The 16259-nt window shown below is 57.9% G+C and carries 16 protein-coding genes; 5 read left to right on the forward strand and 11 right to left on the reverse strand.

Translation table 11 applies throughout. The features are described 5' to 3' along the window. Window positions 1–20 precede the first annotated feature (20 nt). From xylA to xylF, 5 genes are all read right to left on the reverse strand, one after another. Window positions 21–1319, reverse strand: a complete 1299-nt coding sequence (gene xylA / locus AC13DE_RS13940) for a xylose isomerase (RefSeq protein ID WP_483048172.1) — start codon at window positions 1317–1319, stop codon at window positions 21–23. An 18-nt stretch (window positions 1320–1337) separates the two neighbouring features. Then, entirely contained in the window at window positions 1338–2771 is a 1434-nt protein-coding gene (gene xylB / locus AC13DE_RS13945; RefSeq protein WP_483048173.1) for a xylulokinase, read from the reverse strand. A 21-nt stretch (window positions 2772–2792) separates the two neighbouring features. Further along, on the reverse strand, window positions 2793–3539 hold the full coding sequence (locus AC13DE_RS13950; protein WP_446312815.1) for an ATP-binding cassette domain-containing protein: 747 nt from the start codon (window positions 3537–3539) through the stop codon (window positions 2793–2795). Beyond that, window positions 3536–4852 (reverse strand): sugar ABC transporter permease, encoded by a 1317-nt coding sequence (locus AC13DE_RS13955; protein WP_446298101.1) that lies wholly within the window; start codon window positions 4850–4852, stop codon window positions 3536–3538. Before AC13DE_RS13955 ends, AC13DE_RS13950 begins: the two co-directional genes overlap by 4 nt. Window positions 4853–4969: 117 nt before the next feature. Continuing rightward, window positions 4970–5977 carry a D-xylose ABC transporter substrate-binding protein gene (gene xylF, locus AC13DE_RS13960; protein ID WP_446298109.1) on the reverse strand — a complete coding sequence of 336 codons (1008 nt, stop codon included), beginning with the start codon at window positions 5975–5977 and terminating at the stop codon, window positions 4970–4972. A 302-nt stretch (window positions 5978–6279) separates the two neighbouring features. Here xylF and AC13DE_RS13965 point away from each other — a divergent pair, with 302 nt between their 5' ends. Further along, a complete protein-coding gene (locus AC13DE_RS13965) occupies window positions 6280–7482 on the forward strand; it encodes an ROK family protein (RefSeq protein ID WP_446298110.1) in 1203 nt (400 codons plus the stop codon). Continuing rightward, window positions 7479–8993 (forward strand): CRTAC1 family protein, encoded by a 1515-nt coding sequence (locus AC13DE_RS13970; RefSeq protein ID WP_483048174.1) that lies wholly within the window; start codon window positions 7479–7481, stop codon window positions 8991–8993. The genes AC13DE_RS13965 and AC13DE_RS13970 overlap by 4 nt, the downstream gene beginning before the upstream one ends. Here the strand turns inward: AC13DE_RS13970 and AC13DE_RS13975 are convergent. Next, window positions 8990–10342 carry a cytochrome-c peroxidase gene (locus AC13DE_RS13975; RefSeq protein ID WP_483048175.1) on the reverse strand — a complete coding sequence of 451 codons (1353 nt, stop codon included), beginning with the start codon at window positions 10340–10342 and terminating at the stop codon, window positions 8990–8992. The two genes, AC13DE_RS13970 and AC13DE_RS13975, sit on opposite strands and share 4 nt — an antisense overlap. 159 nt (window positions 10343–10501) lie before the next feature. Here AC13DE_RS13975 and AC13DE_RS13980 point away from each other — a divergent pair, with 159 nt between their 5' ends. Then, entirely contained in the window at window positions 10502–10843 is a 342-nt protein-coding gene (locus AC13DE_RS13980; protein WP_483048176.1) for a DUF2853 family protein, read from the forward strand. A 210-nt stretch (window positions 10844–11053) separates the two neighbouring features. Here AC13DE_RS13980 and AC13DE_RS13985 read toward each other — a convergent pair whose 3' ends face one another. From AC13DE_RS13985 to tsaD, 4 genes are read right to left on the reverse strand one after another with little or no spacing between them, the layout of a single operon-like run. Next, a complete protein-coding gene (locus AC13DE_RS13985) occupies window positions 11054–11473 on the reverse strand; it encodes an EVE domain-containing protein (RefSeq protein WP_483048177.1) in 420 nt (139 codons plus the stop codon). Continuing rightward, on the reverse strand, window positions 11473–11745 hold the full coding sequence (locus tag AC13DE_RS13990; RefSeq protein ID WP_446298106.1) for a YciI family protein: 273 nt from the start codon (window positions 11743–11745) through the stop codon (window positions 11473–11475). Before AC13DE_RS13990 ends, AC13DE_RS13985 begins: the two co-directional genes overlap by 1 nt. Before the next feature lies 1 nt (window position 11746). After that, window positions 11747–12700 carry an NAD(P)H-dependent glycerol-3-phosphate dehydrogenase gene (locus AC13DE_RS13995; protein WP_483048178.1) on the reverse strand — a complete coding sequence of 318 codons (954 nt, stop codon included), beginning with the start codon at window positions 12698–12700 and terminating at the stop codon, window positions 11747–11749. Further along, entirely contained in the window at window positions 12697–13782 is a 1086-nt protein-coding gene (gene tsaD, locus AC13DE_RS14000) for a tRNA (adenosine(37)-N6)-threonylcarbamoyltransferase complex transferase subunit TsaD (RefSeq protein ID WP_483048179.1), read from the reverse strand. The genes AC13DE_RS13995 and tsaD overlap by 4 nt, the downstream gene beginning before the upstream one ends. Window positions 13783–13862: 80 nt before the next feature. Here tsaD and AC13DE_RS14005 point away from each other — a divergent pair, with 80 nt between their 5' ends. Beyond that, window positions 13863–14567 carry a uroporphyrinogen-III synthase gene (locus AC13DE_RS14005; RefSeq protein ID WP_483048180.1) on the forward strand — a complete coding sequence of 235 codons (705 nt, stop codon included), beginning with the start codon at window positions 13863–13865 and terminating at the stop codon, window positions 14565–14567. A 303-nt stretch (window positions 14568–14870) separates the two neighbouring features. Here AC13DE_RS14005 and AC13DE_RS14010 read toward each other — a convergent pair whose 3' ends face one another. Next, window positions 14871–15308, reverse strand: coding sequence for a hypothetical protein (locus tag AC13DE_RS14010; protein ID WP_446315898.1), 438 nt, complete (start codon window positions 15306–15308; stop codon window positions 14871–14873). Between AC13DE_RS14010 and AC13DE_RS14015 the strand changes: the two genes are divergently transcribed. Continuing rightward, window positions 15295–16248 carry a COG4223 family protein gene (locus AC13DE_RS14015; protein WP_446312807.1) on the forward strand — a complete coding sequence of 318 codons (954 nt, stop codon included), beginning with the start codon at window positions 15295–15297 and terminating at the stop codon, window positions 16246–16248. The two genes, AC13DE_RS14010 and AC13DE_RS14015, sit on opposite strands and share 14 nt — an antisense overlap. Window positions 16249–16259: the final 11 nt, after the last annotated feature.

Here is a 16259-nt window from a genome sequence, read left to right on the forward strand (position 1 = left end):
TACGCGATGAATGTTGCAATTTATAGATATCGGTTCACCAAATTCTCCAGCGTTTCCTGACGACCTGAAACTGGCTGCGGGTTCAGATTCTGCGACCTTACCTGCGCATTGATCGTTTCGAGGTTGCTTTGAAGTAAATCCTGACCCCGGGCAGAGCGCCACCCGGCATAACGCGCGTCAAGAGCCGCCTCCAATTTGCCGTCTTCGAGCATCGTGGCGGCGGCTCTCAGCCCCTTGGCGCAGACATCCATGGCACCGACATGGGCGAGGATCAGATCCTGCGGCTCCAGTGATTGGCGGCGCAGCTTGGCGTCAAAGTTGGTACCGCCGGTGGTAAACCCGCCTGCTTTCAGCACCTCGTAATAGGCCAGCGCGACTTCGGGGACGGAATTAGGGAACTGGTCGGTGTCCCAGCCGGATTGGTAATCGTTGCGGTTCATGTCGATAGAGCCAAAGATGCCAAGCGCTGCGGCCATGGCCAACTCGTGTTCAAACGAATGCCCCGCCAATATCGCATGGCCCTGTTCAATGTTCACCTTCACCTCGTTCTCAAGCCCGTAGTCTTTGAGAAAACCATAGACGGTGGCCACGTCGTAATCATACTGGTGTTTGGTCGGTTCCTGCGGTTTAGGCTCTATCAGGATCGAACCGGTAAAGCCGATCTTGTGGGCATATTCGACGGACATTTGCAGGAAACGCCCCGCCTGTTCGCGTTCGCGCTTCATGTCGGTATTCAACAGCGTTTCATAGCCTTCGCGCCCGCCCCACAGCACATAGTTCTCACCGCTTAGCTTGTGTGTCACGTCGATACATTCCTTCACCGTCGCGGCGGCATAGGCAAAGATATCGGGATCGGGGTTGGTGGCGGCGCCAGACATATAGCGGCGATGCGAAAACAGGTTTGCGGTGCCCCAAAGCAGTTTGGTGCCCGTCTGCTCCATCTTTTCGCCGAGGTAATCGGTGATCTCGTGCAACCGCGCGGTGCTTTCGGCAAAGGTATCGCCCTCGGGGCGGACATCGGCGTCGTGAAAACAGAAATACGGCTGACCGAGGATCTTGAACATATCAAATGCGGTATCCGCCTTGGTTTTGGCGTGTTCCATCGTGTCACCGAACCATGGACGATCAAAGGTTCTTCCGCCAAATGGATCGCCCCCTTCCCACGCGAAGCTGTGCCAATACGCCACGGCAAAACGTAAATGGTCGGCCATCCGTTTACCCAAGATTACTTCGTCGGGGTTATAGCTGCGATAGGCAAAATCGTGATCCGCCTGCGGGTCGTAGGCGATTGCGGGGATGCCGTCGAAAAAGCTGGTCATGGAATTATCCTTGTTCGTTTAGCGCAGGAATTTTACCGCGCGGTATGCGTCGGCGTATCGCCCGTGTGCCTCGGCAAAAGTATCCACCAAGTTCGCATCAGGCTCTATTGTGCGTGAAATAGGCGGAGGAACGGCCAATTCGGCCCCTTCTCCGGTGGCGGCCATGCGGCCTAGCCTTGCAGCACCAAGAGCGCCGCCAAAGTCACCGGCAGCGGGAAGATGGATCGGCGTGTTCAGCGATGTTGCAATTGCCTTTAGCCAGTAATCGGATTTTGATCCGCCCCCGACAGCGATCAGGCTATCGATCTTTGTACCGGTCTGCGTCATCGCGTCAAAGCTGTCGCGCAGGGCGTGGGTCACCCCTTCAAGTACTGCACGGGTCAGGGCGGCGCGGTCGGTGTTATGGGCCAGATGCAGGAAACCGCCCCGGATATTGGCGTCGTTATGGGGCGTCCGCTCGCCCCCCAGATAGGGCATAAAGATCGTGCGACCGGGGGCCTGTAGCGCGTCCAGATCAGATGTGAGCGTCCGCGCGTCCTCGTTCAAAACACTGGCCAGCCAATTAAGCGAATCCGTGGCCGAGAGGATCACCCCCATCTGGTGCCACAGATCCGGCAGCGCGTGGCAAAAGCTGTGCAGCGCGCTTTCAGGTGCCGCGGCATAGCCCGGCGTCGCGGCAAACAGCACGCCGGACGTCCCGAGCGAGACGAACGCCTGACCCGGTTTCACCACACCCATCCCGATGGCCGAGGCAGCATTATCACCGCCGCCCCCCGCAACGGGGATGCCTGCGGGCAGGCCCAGTTGCGCGGCGATAGAGCCGCTTAGGTGCCCTGACACCTGCGATCCTTCGACCAACGATGGCATCTGCGCCCGCGTGAGGCCAGACCGGTCCAGCAAGGCGTCGGACCAGTCGCGCGCGCCGGTATCCAGCCAGCTTGTGCCTGCGGCATCCGACATCTCTGACACCGCGTCGCCGGTCAGCCAGAAGCGCAGCGCATCCTTGGGCAGCAACACCTTGTCGATCCGCGCGAAAATATCGGGTTCATGGTCGCGCACCCATGCGAGTTTGGGCGCGGTGAAACCGGGGAACACGATGTTGCCCGTGACCGCGCGCCAGATGGGGTCAGCATCCATCGCGGCGGCCTGTGCTGCGGCGCGGGTGTCGTTCCACAGCATACAGGCGCGCAGCGGCGTGCCTGAAGCATCCAGCAGGGTCGCGCCATGCATATGCCCGCTAAGCCCGATACCCTGCACGGCGGATAGATCGACCTCCAGCCCCGCAATCGCATCGGCGCAGGCGGTGAACCAATCGCGTGGGTCCTGTTCGACCCAGCCATCGTGGGGGCGCGACACCTGCAAGGGTGCCACGCTTTCCGCGATGATGTTTTCGGCGTCGTCCACCAGCAGGGCCTTCAGCCCAGAGGTGCCCAGATCAAGCCCCAGAAACATGGTTTTCCCCTTTGTCAGCGCCTATGCGGCGTCGCGCGCCTTGCCCATGATGATCATGCTCAGGATGTCATCCTCGGTCACGTCGCCGACCTTTTCGGTGCCGATCAGCGCGCCGTTTTTCATTACCGACACACGGTCGCACAGCTCTAGCATCTCGCGGGTGTCGTGGCTGATCAGAAAGATGCCCAGCCCTTGGGCCTTCAGCTCTTTGATCAGGTCGGCGACCATCTTGCTTTCATGTACACCCAAGGCGGCGGTCGGTTCGTCCATGATCAGGATCTTGGCGTTGAAGTACACCGCGCGGGCAATCGCAACCGATTGACGCTGACCGCCGGAAAGCGCCGAAACAGGCTCGCTTATCTTCTTGAAATTGGGGTTGAGCCGCGCCATGATCTTGCGGGTCTCCGCCTCCATCTGCGCATCGTCGACCAGACCGAACCGATTGGTCAACTCGCGGCCCAGAAACAGATTGCTGGGCGCATCAAGGTTATCTGCCAGCGCCAGCGTCTGGTAAATGGTTTCGATGTTGTAACGGCGGGCGTCGCGGGGCGAATGAATGGTGGCCTTTTTCCCCTCGATCCAGATTTCGCCCTCGTCCATTTGATAGGCACCGGCCAGGATCTTGATCAGCGTGGATTTTCCCGCACCGTTATGGCCCAACAGGCCGACGACCTCGCCCGGATACAGGTCCAGCGATACGTTATCGACTGCGCGCACCCCCCCGAAAGATAATGAGATGTTCTTGAGCTCTACTAGTGGTGTCATCATTTCCCTCCCAAACGGCGGCGATAGACGATATCGATCCAGACGGCCAAGACAAGAACCGCGCCCACCACGATGTTTTGCAGCGGTGCATCGACGCCCACCATGGCCATGCCCGATTGCAAGGACTGCATGATCAATGCGCCCAATATTGCGCCGTGAATCGTACCTATTCCGCCTGCAAGCGCTGTGCCGCCAATCACCGCAGCGGCAATGACGCGCAGTTCGTCCAACGTGCCGATGTCATTGGAGTGGTTCGTCAGACGGGCCGAAGCGACGACGGCGGACAGTGCGATCAATCCGCCCATCAACGCAAACACCTTGACCGTCAACAGCCGTGTGTTGATACCCGACAATTCTGCCGCGTCAGGGTTACCGCCGGTGGCGAAAATATACCTTCCCAGCCGTGTCCGACGTGCCATCACTGTCATGCCGATCGCAATCGCGATCAGCAGCAGCACGGAATAGGGAATGCCATAAGATGCGGAATATCCCTCTGGCATAACGTCGCCTCGGGCTTTGAATTCACGCAGCAGGCGCGCAGTGGGCACCTCGTAGGCGTTCAGGATCGCAACGAAGCCCAGAATCCCGCCGGCGATAATCAGGCCAACCAACACTTCGGCCCAGACCGGTTTGATCGGAAAACCATGGTTGACTTTGTTGCGCCGCGCCGACCACAGCGCCCAGAGCGCCGCTATCACTGCAATTACGCCGACAACCCATGACCAGGTTTCGCCCAACGTCCCGTTGATGCCGCCGAATTTACGAAAGGTTTCGTCCAAGGGTCCGATGGTCTGCCCATCGGTCATGTACCACGCCACGTTGCGCCAGACCAGCAGCCCGCCCAAGGTTACAATAAAGGCAGGGATCGTCAGAAAGCCGATCAGCCAACCCTGGAAAGCGCCGATAGAAATGCCAACCACCAGACCGACCGCTATTGCGATCCATGGTGTCAGGGGATGCCCCAATCCAAGACCCATCATCCGCGGGAGGATATCGGTTTGCGTCATCGCCATCGCCGCAGAGCATGTCGCCAGCATCGCGCCGACGGACAGGTCGATATGCCGTGTGACGATCACAAAAACCATCCCGGTCGCCATAATGGCGACGCTGACCGTCTGGATCGTCAGGTTGAAGATGTTGCGCGGCGTCAGAAACCGCCCGTCGGTCAGCACGTTGAACACAAGGCAAACGAGAATAAATGCCCCGATCATTCCTAAAAGACGGGTATCAATCTCTAACTGGCTGAGAAAAGAGCGTTTGGGTGCCGTCGGTGACGGACGCACCGCTGCCCCGGTTTCGGTTGTGGTATCTGTCATGTGAGTGGCTTCCAACTGAGGTCGCAGTGTCTTTCATTGACCGAGCGTGTCTTGGGCATCGACCAACGGAGGGCAGAGCGCGCACCCCGGGCGCATGCAAGGGTGCGCGATGTTGATTTAATTACAGACGTCTACACCCGAAACGCCCTGGCACAAAGCCTCTTTGGAGATCCAGCCAGCATCAACGACCGTGTTGAGGTTGTCCTTAGTGACCGGCACAGGGGCCAGGAATTTGGCCCACAGCTTCGTGCCGCCGGGCGATGTCCATTCGGTCGCACCGTCAATTGCGGACATCTCGGTTCCGCCAGCAAGGGCAACAGCTATTTCAGCGGCGTTCTTGCCTAGATCGCGGGCGTCTTTCCAGACGCTGACAGTCTGCGTGCCCTTGGCAACACGATTGAGCGCGGCGTGATCGCCGTCTTGACCCGATACGGGTGTGCCTTCCATGCCTTGCGCTGTCAGCGCTGCTACCGCACCGCCGGCTGTACCGTCGTTCGACGCGACAACGGCATCAACCTTGTTGTCTTGCGCCGTCAGGATCTGCTCCATGTTGCGCTGCGCGTTTGCTGGCAACCAGCCGTCGGTATAGGCTTCAGCCACGATGGTGATGTCGCCCGCGTCGATGGCAGATTGCAGCACTTCTTGCTGACCGCCGCGCAGGAAATCAGCGTTTGGATCGGTGGGGGAACCCTTGATCATTACATAATTACCCTTTGGCATCGCTTCGAGCACGGCGCGGGCCTGCATACGGCCGACCTCGACGTTGTCGAATGTCAGATAGAACGCGCGCGGGTCTTCGATCAGGCGATCATAACCGACTACGGGAATGCCTTCGTCCGCTGCGGCGGTAATTGCCGGCCCAATGGCTTGGCTGTCTTGGGCAAGGATGATCAACGCATCAACGCCCTGTGCGATCAGGCTTTCCACGTCGGACAGTTGTTTGGCGGATGATGATTGCGCATCGGCGCTGACATATGTCGCTCCTGCTGCTTCCAGCGCAGACTTTATTGCCGCTTCGTCGGTTTTCCACCGCTCTTCTTGAAAGTTGGACCAGCTCACGCCAACGGTGATATCTTGTGCCAGCGCGGCATGGGTGAACCCCGCCGTTGCAACCGCCGTAGCCATAAAGAGTTTACGCATTTCTTTCCTCCCAGATGAAATGTTTCCGACACCGTTAACGATATCGGTGATCTCGTACCCTGAGGTTGCGCAATTTAATTCAGTTGTCAAAATAAATTTTCAGAATCTGTACAAAGAATTTGACACGAGAAGCTAAAACCCCCCTAATTCTGTAAAGAGAAGGGCGGTTGGTTGGTCGTCGTTGTCAAATCTGCGAAGGAATCAGGGGATAAAATTTGGCTGGCGAACTAATTCATCCTTCGGCGATAAGAGAACCACGGGAAGCCTTGCCGGGGTGTGGGCCGTTGATGGCTTTGCCGCAGGAAGACGCGCGCCCGTTGCGGCAACAGGTATTCGAACAGGTACGCGCAAATGGTCAGATGCCAAGAATGGATGTCGCGCGCGCACTGAACATCAGCCCCGGGTCGGTCACCACCATCACCTCGGACTTGATCGCGCGAGGTTTGTTGCAAGAGGTGGAAGACAGTCAACGCGGTCCAAGCAGGGGTCGTCCTCCCATTGCGCTTCGGGTTGCACCGCTTAGCCGATTTGTGGTCGGGATGAAGCTGTCTGACGAGCGCCATACCGCAGTCCTGCTTGACCTTGCGGGAAACATCGTGGCCGGCGCGCACCAGACCAGCGGCGCGTTGCGCCAGTCCAACGAAGAAATATTGGCCGACGTAAACACCCTGATGGGGAAGCTGTTGCAAAAGGCGGGGCGCGCGCCAGACGATATCAGCGCCGTAGGGATCGGCTTGCCGGGTTTGGTCGATGCGTGCACGGGCGTCGTCAGGTGGTCTCCGGTCATGACTGAAACCGACACCCCCCTGCGCGATCAGCTGGCCGCTATGCTGGGTCTGCCGGTATCGCTGGACAACGATACCAACCTTTTGACGCTGGCTGAATTATGGTTTGGGGCGGGGCGCGGTATCTCAAACTTCGCAGTGGTAACGATTGAACGCGGCGTCGGTATGGGGTTGGTCCTGAATAACCGGCTGTTTCGCGGCGCATTGGGCCCGGGGATGGAGCTGGGGCACACCAAGGTGCAGCTTGACGGAGCTTTGTGTCGTTGCGGCCAGCGCGGCTGTTTGGAAGCTTATGTCGCCGATTATGCGCTGATCCGCGAAGCGGGGACCGCGCTGGATCGCGATCCGCGAATAGACAGTTCTGCCGTGACGATGATCGAAACACTTTACCAGGAGGCAAACGCAGGGAATGAAGCGGCGTTGGCGATTTTTAGCCGGGCGGGGCGGTTCCTAAGCGTCGGCTTGGCAAATATTGTGCAGCTGTTCGACCCTGAACGTATCATTCTAAGCGGGGAACGCATGCGCTATGCCTATATGACCGCGGACGACATGCTGGCCGAAATGAACAGCATGATCCTGCCTGCGGGCCGCACCCCGACACCCGTTGATATCCACGCCTGGAGCGGGTCTGTCTGGGCCAAGGGGGCGGCGGCGCTTGCTCTGTCTGAATTAACCGATACGCTGCTCGGAGATGGTGCCACTTGATCCGGATACTGGCACTTGCCCTTGTCGCACTGGCGCAACCCACTTTGGCGCAACCGTTGTTTCAAGACGTGTCGCGCGCCCTGCCCAAGCATCAATACACAGGTGGGTGGGAGCATTTCGTCGGGGGCGGTCTTTCGGCATTTGACTGTTCTGGTGACGGGCGGCCCGATATGGTGGCGGCTGGAGGCAGCGCGCCGCTGCTATTGCTGAAAAACGTCTCTGACAAAGATGATATAGCGTTTGAACCGGCCAAATTACCTACAGAGATCACGCATGTAACCGGGGCGTACCCGTTGGATATAGATGCGGATGGCGTGCTTGATCTTTATGTGATGCGCGTCGGACCCGACAAGGTGCTGCGGGGCGGTGCCGATTGCAGTTTCGAGGATATGACCCAACGTTGGGGCATCCCGCAGTCCGACCAGTGGACGACGTCTTTTACTGCTTGGTGGAACGACGACATGGCGTTCCCAACGATGGCGGTAGGTCACTATGTTGACCGAGCCGACCCCCTAGGCCCATTTGGAACCTGTGATAGCAACACACTGCTTATTCCCGCCACCGACGAAGCGCCTTATTACACGGCTCAGGTTTTAACCCCCGGTTTTTGTGCGCTCTCGATGCTTGCCGCCCAGGATGCACGAGGCCAGTTATCCCTGCGGATTTCCAACGATAGACACTATTATGTGTCTGGGGGGTCTGAACAGCTTTGGGATATCGAAGCTAGGCGTTTCCTTACACAGGAAGATGGCTGGCCAGCGGTTTCTCTGTGGGGAATGGGAATAGCAAGCCGAGACCTGACCGGCGATCAGCGTGACGAAGTGATGCTCACCTCGATGGGGGACCAGTTGATGCAGATCGCCCAGATTGACGGGACCTATAAAAACGCCCCTTACGACATCGGCACCTATGCGCATTCTCCCTATCTCAAGGGGGATGGGCGCCCGTCGACAGGGTGGCACGCGGCATTCGCTGATGTCGACAATGATGCACGTGCTGATCTGTTCATTGCAAAGGGCAACGTGGATCAAATGCCCAGTATGGCGATGCTGGACCCTAACAATCTTCTGATCCAGGGTGCCGACGGGCGGTTCACCGAAGCGGGCGCTACCGCTGGAGTGGCCGACACAGCCCGGTCACGCGGAGCGGCACTAGCAGATTTCGACGGCGACGGTCTGGTTGATTTAGCCGTCGTTAACCGGCGCGCCGACATGCGGTTGTATCGGAATGTAACGTCGGACGCGGGCCATTGGGTGAAAGTTCAGCTTAAAGGGCCAGAAAAGAACCGGTTTGCCATTGGCGCGCGGGTGATCGTCATGACTGAAGGGATCCGACAGAGCCAGCAGATCACCATTGGCGGCGGCCACGCGGGTGCAACGCTTTTACCTCTTCACTTCGGGATCGGTGCCGCACAACAGGCCACAGTGCAGGTAAAGTGGCCTGATGGAACGCTGGGCACTTTCGTGAAAGCCCTTGCAGACACCACGATCGACATACGCTATCCCCATTAGTCGCCAATGCCGCCGACCGAAAGCCCGCTGGGAACCTGCGGGGGGATTCCCATCCGCCCGGCCAATGCTGTGGGGTCATCAAGGCTGTGAAGAAAAGAGACTAACAAAGCGATTTCAGCAGCATCCAGTACGATGGGCACCTTAACCTCTGTCGCGTTCCTGATCTTTGCACGCGCATTTGCGTCATCCATTTCGCGCCAATCATCGACGTCCAGTGGCGGAAGCGATACGCCGTTTCGCGCGCCACCTTGGTCGGCGAAACGTTCAAGGGCGGCGGAGGGGTCGAGATGGTCGGCAAGAAAACGCATCATATCATTGTGGCCACCCGCATGGCCCCAGGGACCGGTTTGCATCACGTTGCGAAGCGAAGGTGTACGAAAGGCATAGGCATCGGCGCTATCGCCGGTGACACGCATGCGGCCGGTGTCGCGGGCGTGGTTTTCAAACGCCGCCGCTTTGCCCGGACCTAACTGGGGCGCGGCCATCGCATGAAATTTGTGATCGGTCTGGAATGGTCCTGAATGGCAGGCACTGCACTGGGCTTTTCCGTAAAAAAGCTTCATCCCCGCGTCGGCATCGGGCGGGAGCGGGATAGAAGGGTCACGCAAATAAGCGTCAAAGGGCGATGTGTCGGAACGCCATTCTAGCGCGATGAAGCTGGCAACCGCATTGGATATATCGGTGAAACGGATTTGGTTACCCGTGTCGAGATGGTCATATGCCGCCTTAAACCTCTGCGTGTATTCAGGAATCGCCGCCACCCGTTTCGCCAACAGGTCCCAAGCGCCGCCCTCACCGGTGATCAGCCCTTGGCGCACCGCCTTGGCAATATCGTTTTCCGCATCATGGCCTGCCATTTCATCCGGGCTGAGAACCGGAAACATTGTCTGGGCAGACAAAATAGAGTCAAATCCCTCCAGCATGTCATCGTCCATCGGCGTACGAAATCCAGAAGGCATATCACTTGAAACTTCGATGCGGCCGTCGTGAAACAGCACGGTGAATGCGTGCGCACCTAGGTTGAACAGTGCCGGAGAGTTTCTGGGAACCCGTTGCGAGGGCATATTTTTCGGATCACCCCTGCGCTTTGGCCCCAGTCCGATGCCGCCTTCACCCAACCCGAGCGAAACACCGTCCGACGTCGAAAAATTCGGATGATGGCAGGTGGCACAGGCAATGTTGCGGTTGCCGGAAAGGATCGGGTCATAAAACAATAGCTGTCCCAGAAGCGCTTGGTCGATGTCCACCGGGCTGAACATGTCTTCAGTCACGGGATCTAGCAATGGGTCTGTCAGACTGGCAACCGGACCAATCACAAAAAGGAACGTTATTGCCCATAGCCTAATCATGAAGCCATCTATCCCCAATTTGATAAGTCGGACAAGCCCGAGGTTCGGCTCGCCGCTTGACCCTGGTTCCCGTAGAAATTGCTTTTGTGGTGGGTCATTCCGCACTAGGCTTTTGATCACGCCGGGTTCCGGTCAACACCAATCGAGGGAGACTGCTAAATGGGCAAGCGAGATGAATGGATCGAAAAATACGCAGATGATCTGAAAAACAAATGCGGCATGACGCCTGATATGGACTTACTGACAAAAGTAACGATCGGTTGTGGTCCTTCAATTTATAACGCTGATGCCCAGACGGTGGCCAGTTCGCAGCAAAGCGAGCTAGAGCTGGTCAAGGAAAACTTTCTGATGAAAAAGCTGGGCATGACCGACAGCCCCGACTTGATGGATGGCATCAACAAAGCTGTCGAAACCTATGGCAAATCGGAGCGTAACAAATATCGCGCAGTGCTCTACTATATGCTTACAAAGCATTTCGGCAAAGAATCCGTTTACGGCTAAGCAAGCCAGCAACCGAGCCGAGCGTTCGCTTGGTTAAGCGGACGTTCTTATTTTGTGCCGATTTTTAGACATCAGTTCGTTGTGATCATTGGCGATAAGTGACACAACATCAAGCGATAGGCAGTGAGTTAAGCATACGCGAGGTGGCCATTTATGGCGTGCGTGGGGCGGGGAAGGGTTCCGGTAATACCGGGACCCTAAACCACGGTTTCAAGCGTCGGTCCGCCCCATGGCGCAGATGGCCGACCACTGTTCATCCGTCACAGGCTGCACAGACAGGCGGGGGCTTTTTACCAATGGCATGTCGGCGAACCTGTCGTCAGCTTTGATATCATCCAAGGTAACCGGTACCGAAAACGGGCGGACCGCTTTTATGTCGACACATTCCCATCGCGGGTCATCGGTGGAACTGTCCTGATGCGCAGCGGCGCTTACTTCGACGATGCCTACAATCGCCCGTTCACCTTGCGAATGATAAAAGAAACCACGGTCGCCTACCGCCATATCACGCATGAAATTACGCGCTTGGTAATTGCGGACGCCGTCCCACTCTTCGCCGGTATCACCCTTGTCGACCTGGTCTTTCCAGCTCCAGGTCGATGGCTCTGATTTGAACAGCCAATAGGCCATCAGCCGATCACCCTGTTCCAGATCATCAACTGCACATTTTCAAACAGCGCTGCCTTGGCATAGGGGTCATTATTGGCCCATTCTTGCGCTGCGGATTTGTCTTCGACATCCAATATGATCAGCGAACCGATCATTTGGCCATCATCATCTAGTAACGGCCCCGCCTGCGAAACGCAGCCCGTGGATTTCAAATACTCCAGATGCGCGGCACGGTTCTCTTTGCGTACCGAGATGGAGTCAGGTTTGTCTGTGGCGAGCAGAGCGATGAGCATGTCATTCTTCCTTTAAGGGGCGGGTCAAAAGCGCTTTCATTGCGCTGGCCACATCTAATCTATTCTCAACCAACCCTGCAACGGCCGCTGTAATCGGCAAATCCAGGTCATGGTCCTGCGCCAGACGGTCAATGGCCTGTGCGGTCGCTGCACCTTCGACAGTCGTTGTCGTGTCGAATGGTTGCCCGGCCCCCAGGGCGAACCCCAAGCGGTAATTACGTGACTGCGTTGACGTGCAGGTCAGTGTCAGGTCGCCAAATCCCGAAAGGCCGGACAAGGTATCGGGGTCCGCGTTGAAATGGGCCGCAAGCCGCTGCATTTCGGCAAAGCCACGGGTCATCAATGCGGCACGGGCGCTTTCGCCTAAACCAGCCCCCATCGCCGCCCCCGATGCGATGGCCACAACATTCTTGAGAGCGCCACCCAATTCAGCGCCGATCGTGTCGCCCGTTCGGTAAAGCCGTAAATTTGCCGTCGTCAGAGCCTGTTGCAGTTGCATGCACATCGCGGGATCGGCACAGGCGATTGTCAACGCGGTCGGAAGCCCACGTGCGATGTCGGCAGCAAAGCTTGGGCCGGTCAAAATCGCCGGCACTGCTTTCGGCAGGACCTCGCGGATCACGGCGACGGGGCCAAGCCCGGTTTCCAATTCGATCCCCTTGCAACACGCCACGATAGTCTTGCCATCCAACAGCGCCGAATTCTCGTCTAGAAACGCGCGAAGCTTTTGCATAGGCACGGCGACTAACAAAATGCTTGCGTTTGCAGCCTCGGCAAGTGTTTCAGTAACATATAAGCCCGCGGGAAACCGGCATCCGGGTAGACGCGCGTTGTTTTCACGCCTTCTGGCCATGCCATGAGCGTCACGTGCCCATAACGTCGTCGCTGCTTTATCGGCCAACGATATGGCAAGCGCAGTGCCAAAAGCGCCGCCGCCCAAAACCGCAATACTCATGCTTTCGCCCCTTTTTTGCCGCTTCCTAACATGGAGGGCTGATCAGTATCCAAAGGCCATCGGGGCCTTGCCGACAATGTTAGATCATCTGGTCCGCGCACTTGGCTCTGTTCGGCGGCGGCAAAGGCGATCATGGCCGCGTTATCGGTGCATAACACCATCGGCGGGGCTACGAACGCGCAATCAAACTCAGCTGCCACAGTCTCCAAGCTGGAGCCAATCGCCTTGTTCGCAGCAACCCCCCCAGCCACGCACAATGTGCGAACGGCAGGATTTTTTCCCAGATAGACTCTGATTGCCCGCCGGGTTTTTTGGGCCAGCACATCCACGACAGCGGCCTGGAACCCTGCTGCCAAATCTGCCTGATCTTCACGGCTAAGCCCACTTTGTTCGCCTATGACCTTGTCGCGCGCGCGCAAAACAGCGGTTTTCAGACCCGAAAATGACATGTCGCAGTCGGCCCGATCAAGCAAAGGTCGCGGTAGGGCAAACCGTTTGGGGTCGCCGGTACGGGCGGCATTTTCAATGGCCGGCCCCCCAGGTTGCTGCAATGCAATCAAACGTGCGACCTTGTCAAAGGCTTCTCCGGGGGCGTCGTCAATGGTACCGCCAAGGCGTTCGAACTGTTCCGGACCTTTGACCAACAAGAACTGACAATGCCCGCCGGACACCAACAGCATTAGATAGGGGTAAGGCGTGCTGTCTGTCAGGCGAGGTGTCAGAGCGTGACCGGCCAGATGGTTGACGCCATAAAGCGGTTTACCGGTGGCAGCAGACAACGCCTTGGCGTACATGACGCCCGATAGCACGCCGCCGATCAACCCCGGCCCGGACGTGACCGCAATTGCATCAACATCTCGCAGCGTCAGAGCCGCATCGGCGAGCGCCTGCTCGATACAATGGTCAAGCTTTTCCGCATGCGCCCTCGCAGCAATTTCAGGTACGACACCGCCGAATGCCGCATGTAAATCTGTCTGTCCCAATACGACAGATGACAAAATGCTGGCCGGCTCATCGGGGGTGTGGCGCACGATAGCGGCCGCCGTATCATCACAGCTGCTTTCAATTCCAAGAAATATCATGGGTCGTTTCCGTTGCAAGGGTGACCCTTGCCAAGTAACACCTTGAGGCAAGTGGAACAATGCTTGGGGTCTTATGCAAAATGACAAAGCCGATCTTGATCATGACCCGTCCTGCACAGGCGTCACGGCGGTTCGCTGACAGTTTGGCCGCGACAACGCTGGCAAAGCTCACGGTGTTGATTAGCCCGCTGATGCAGATAAAGCCCGTGCCAGCCGCAATAAACCTGGAAGGGGTGGAAGGCGTCGTGTTTTCATCCGGGCACGGCGTTGAAAACGCGCCCATGGGGCAGGGGCGTACGGCCTATTGTGTCGGATCGCGCACCGCCGAACTTGCCAAGGCCAAGGGGTGGGACATCGCGCTGGTGGCACGTGATGCCGACGACCTGGTGTCACTCTTGCTCGCGTCACCCAGAAAAGCGCCCTTGCTCCATTTATGTGGCATGCACCAGCGGGGAAACATCGCGCAACGGTTGACCGACGGCGGTCTGTTTACAACGACTATGGTGGTATACGATCAGGAGCTGTTGCCATTGACCCATGTGGCGCGTCGCACGTTGGAGAGCGAACAAAGGTGCTTCGTCCCGCTTTTTTCGCCTAGGACAGCCGAGCAGTTCAGGACCGAACTCCGAAAGCCGCAGAACGTGATATGTATTACCCTAAGCGCGGAAATCGCCAGTCGGCTGGATCGCTCACTTTTTGAACAAATGGTAATCGCGGCTGAACCCACAGCGGCCTCGATGCGTTTAGCACTTGAAAACCAGGTTGAATGGAACAGGTTGGCTTGAAGACCTGCCCAGATGGAGCATAAGGTTGAAAGATAAGCTGGCACAAAGCCAGAATCGGAAAGGTTTAAGCGTGGCGAAAGCGAAAACTCCTGGTACGGGCGGCAATAAGCCCGGGCAAACATCGACTTCGCGGGCGTCATCCGCAGCATCAAAGCCGAAGACGACGACCCAAACTCCTACCAAAGCTGCCCCTGCTGATAAGCCTTCGACGGCAAGTTCTATCGCGTCGGGTGACAAGGCGGTGCAATCCGGTCAAGCCGTTGAAACTGGGGCACGCGACACCGCGACAGGTCCAGTTGACACTCATAAAGCGGTGACGCCCAAGCCTGACGCGAAGGCGACAGATGCAGCAAAGCAACCCGATGCGACAAATGAGACGTCGACGGTGAATGCGCCCGAGGCGGCCACCTCTGCCAAGCCACTTTCCGACCAGTCGGATGCAAATCCGGCGGATGTCCCGAAAAGCGCGGATGCAGGTAAGTCGGCCGCAGTGACTTCGAAAGCCGCTGACGGACCCAAGCCGGATAGCGACACCTCCAAGACTGCAAAGCCTGAAACGACAACGATTAAATCGACGTCAGACCCCGAGCCTTCGCCGGCAAGCAAAGCGTCGGCAGGGTCATCAAGGTCTGCCGCTGCCCATGCAACGACCAAGACCACGCCCGCGTCGCCACCGCACACCACCACTTCCGCACCGGCACCCCGCGCACCTGAAAAGCGCCCAAGCGTGTTTTTTCCCATGCTGCTTGGCGGGATCATCGCTGGCGGTATCGGCTTTGCCGCGTCCGAGCTGGATCTGCTTGAAGAATTTGGCCTGCGGTCAAAGGTTGTGGCGAATGACAACGCGACCGCTGTCGACAATGCCGTGACCAAGCAAATCGCCGATCAGGATGCGCGTATCACCGCACTGGAACAAGCCGAACCAGCTGCACCGGCAACGGATAGCGCGGCTATCGACGGCGCGGCGGTCGAAGAGTTGAAGAGTACGCTTGCCGCTCTTAATGCTCGTGTGGACGAGATCGCGAACCGCCCAGAGGCTCCTGCGCCTGCCCCGCCCAAGGTTGATACGTCGGGTTTCGAGGCAGAGCTTGAAACGCTCAAATCCTCTGTTGAAGCGCAGCGGGACGAAATTCAGAAGCTCATCGACAATGCCACCACCATTGAAGAGGCGACATCCCGGGCTGCGAAGACTGCCAGCCAGCAATCTGCGGTGGCTCGTATTGTATCGGCGCTGTCGACCGGCCAACCCTTTGAGGCGGCGATTGCCGATCTGGAAAGTGCCGGCACCCAAGACGTTCCTCCGGCCTTGGTCGACACGGCAGCAAGCGGTGTGGTGACAATTGCGAGCCTTCAGGATCGTTTCACCGATAACGCGCGGGCGGCTTTGGCTGCGGCACGAGCCGCGGCCCCAGCATCAGAAAGCGGCGGTATCAGCGGATTCTTCAAGCAGCAGCTTGGGGCAAGATCGGTGGCACCTCGCGAAGGCAATGACCCAGACGCGGTGCTGTCGCGTGCCGAGGCTGCTATCAAGGACGGGCGTCTGGGTGATGCCTTGTCGGAACTGCAAGCCCTACCCGATGCAGCAAAAGAACCCTTGTCGGAGTGGCTGAAAGATGCCCAGGCTCGCCAGGATGCGCAGGATGCCGTGCAGTCCCTAACACAACGCCTGACGGCAAATTAAGGAACGACTTT

It is taken from the genome of Sulfitobacter sp. L-8 (assembly GCF_056859255.1).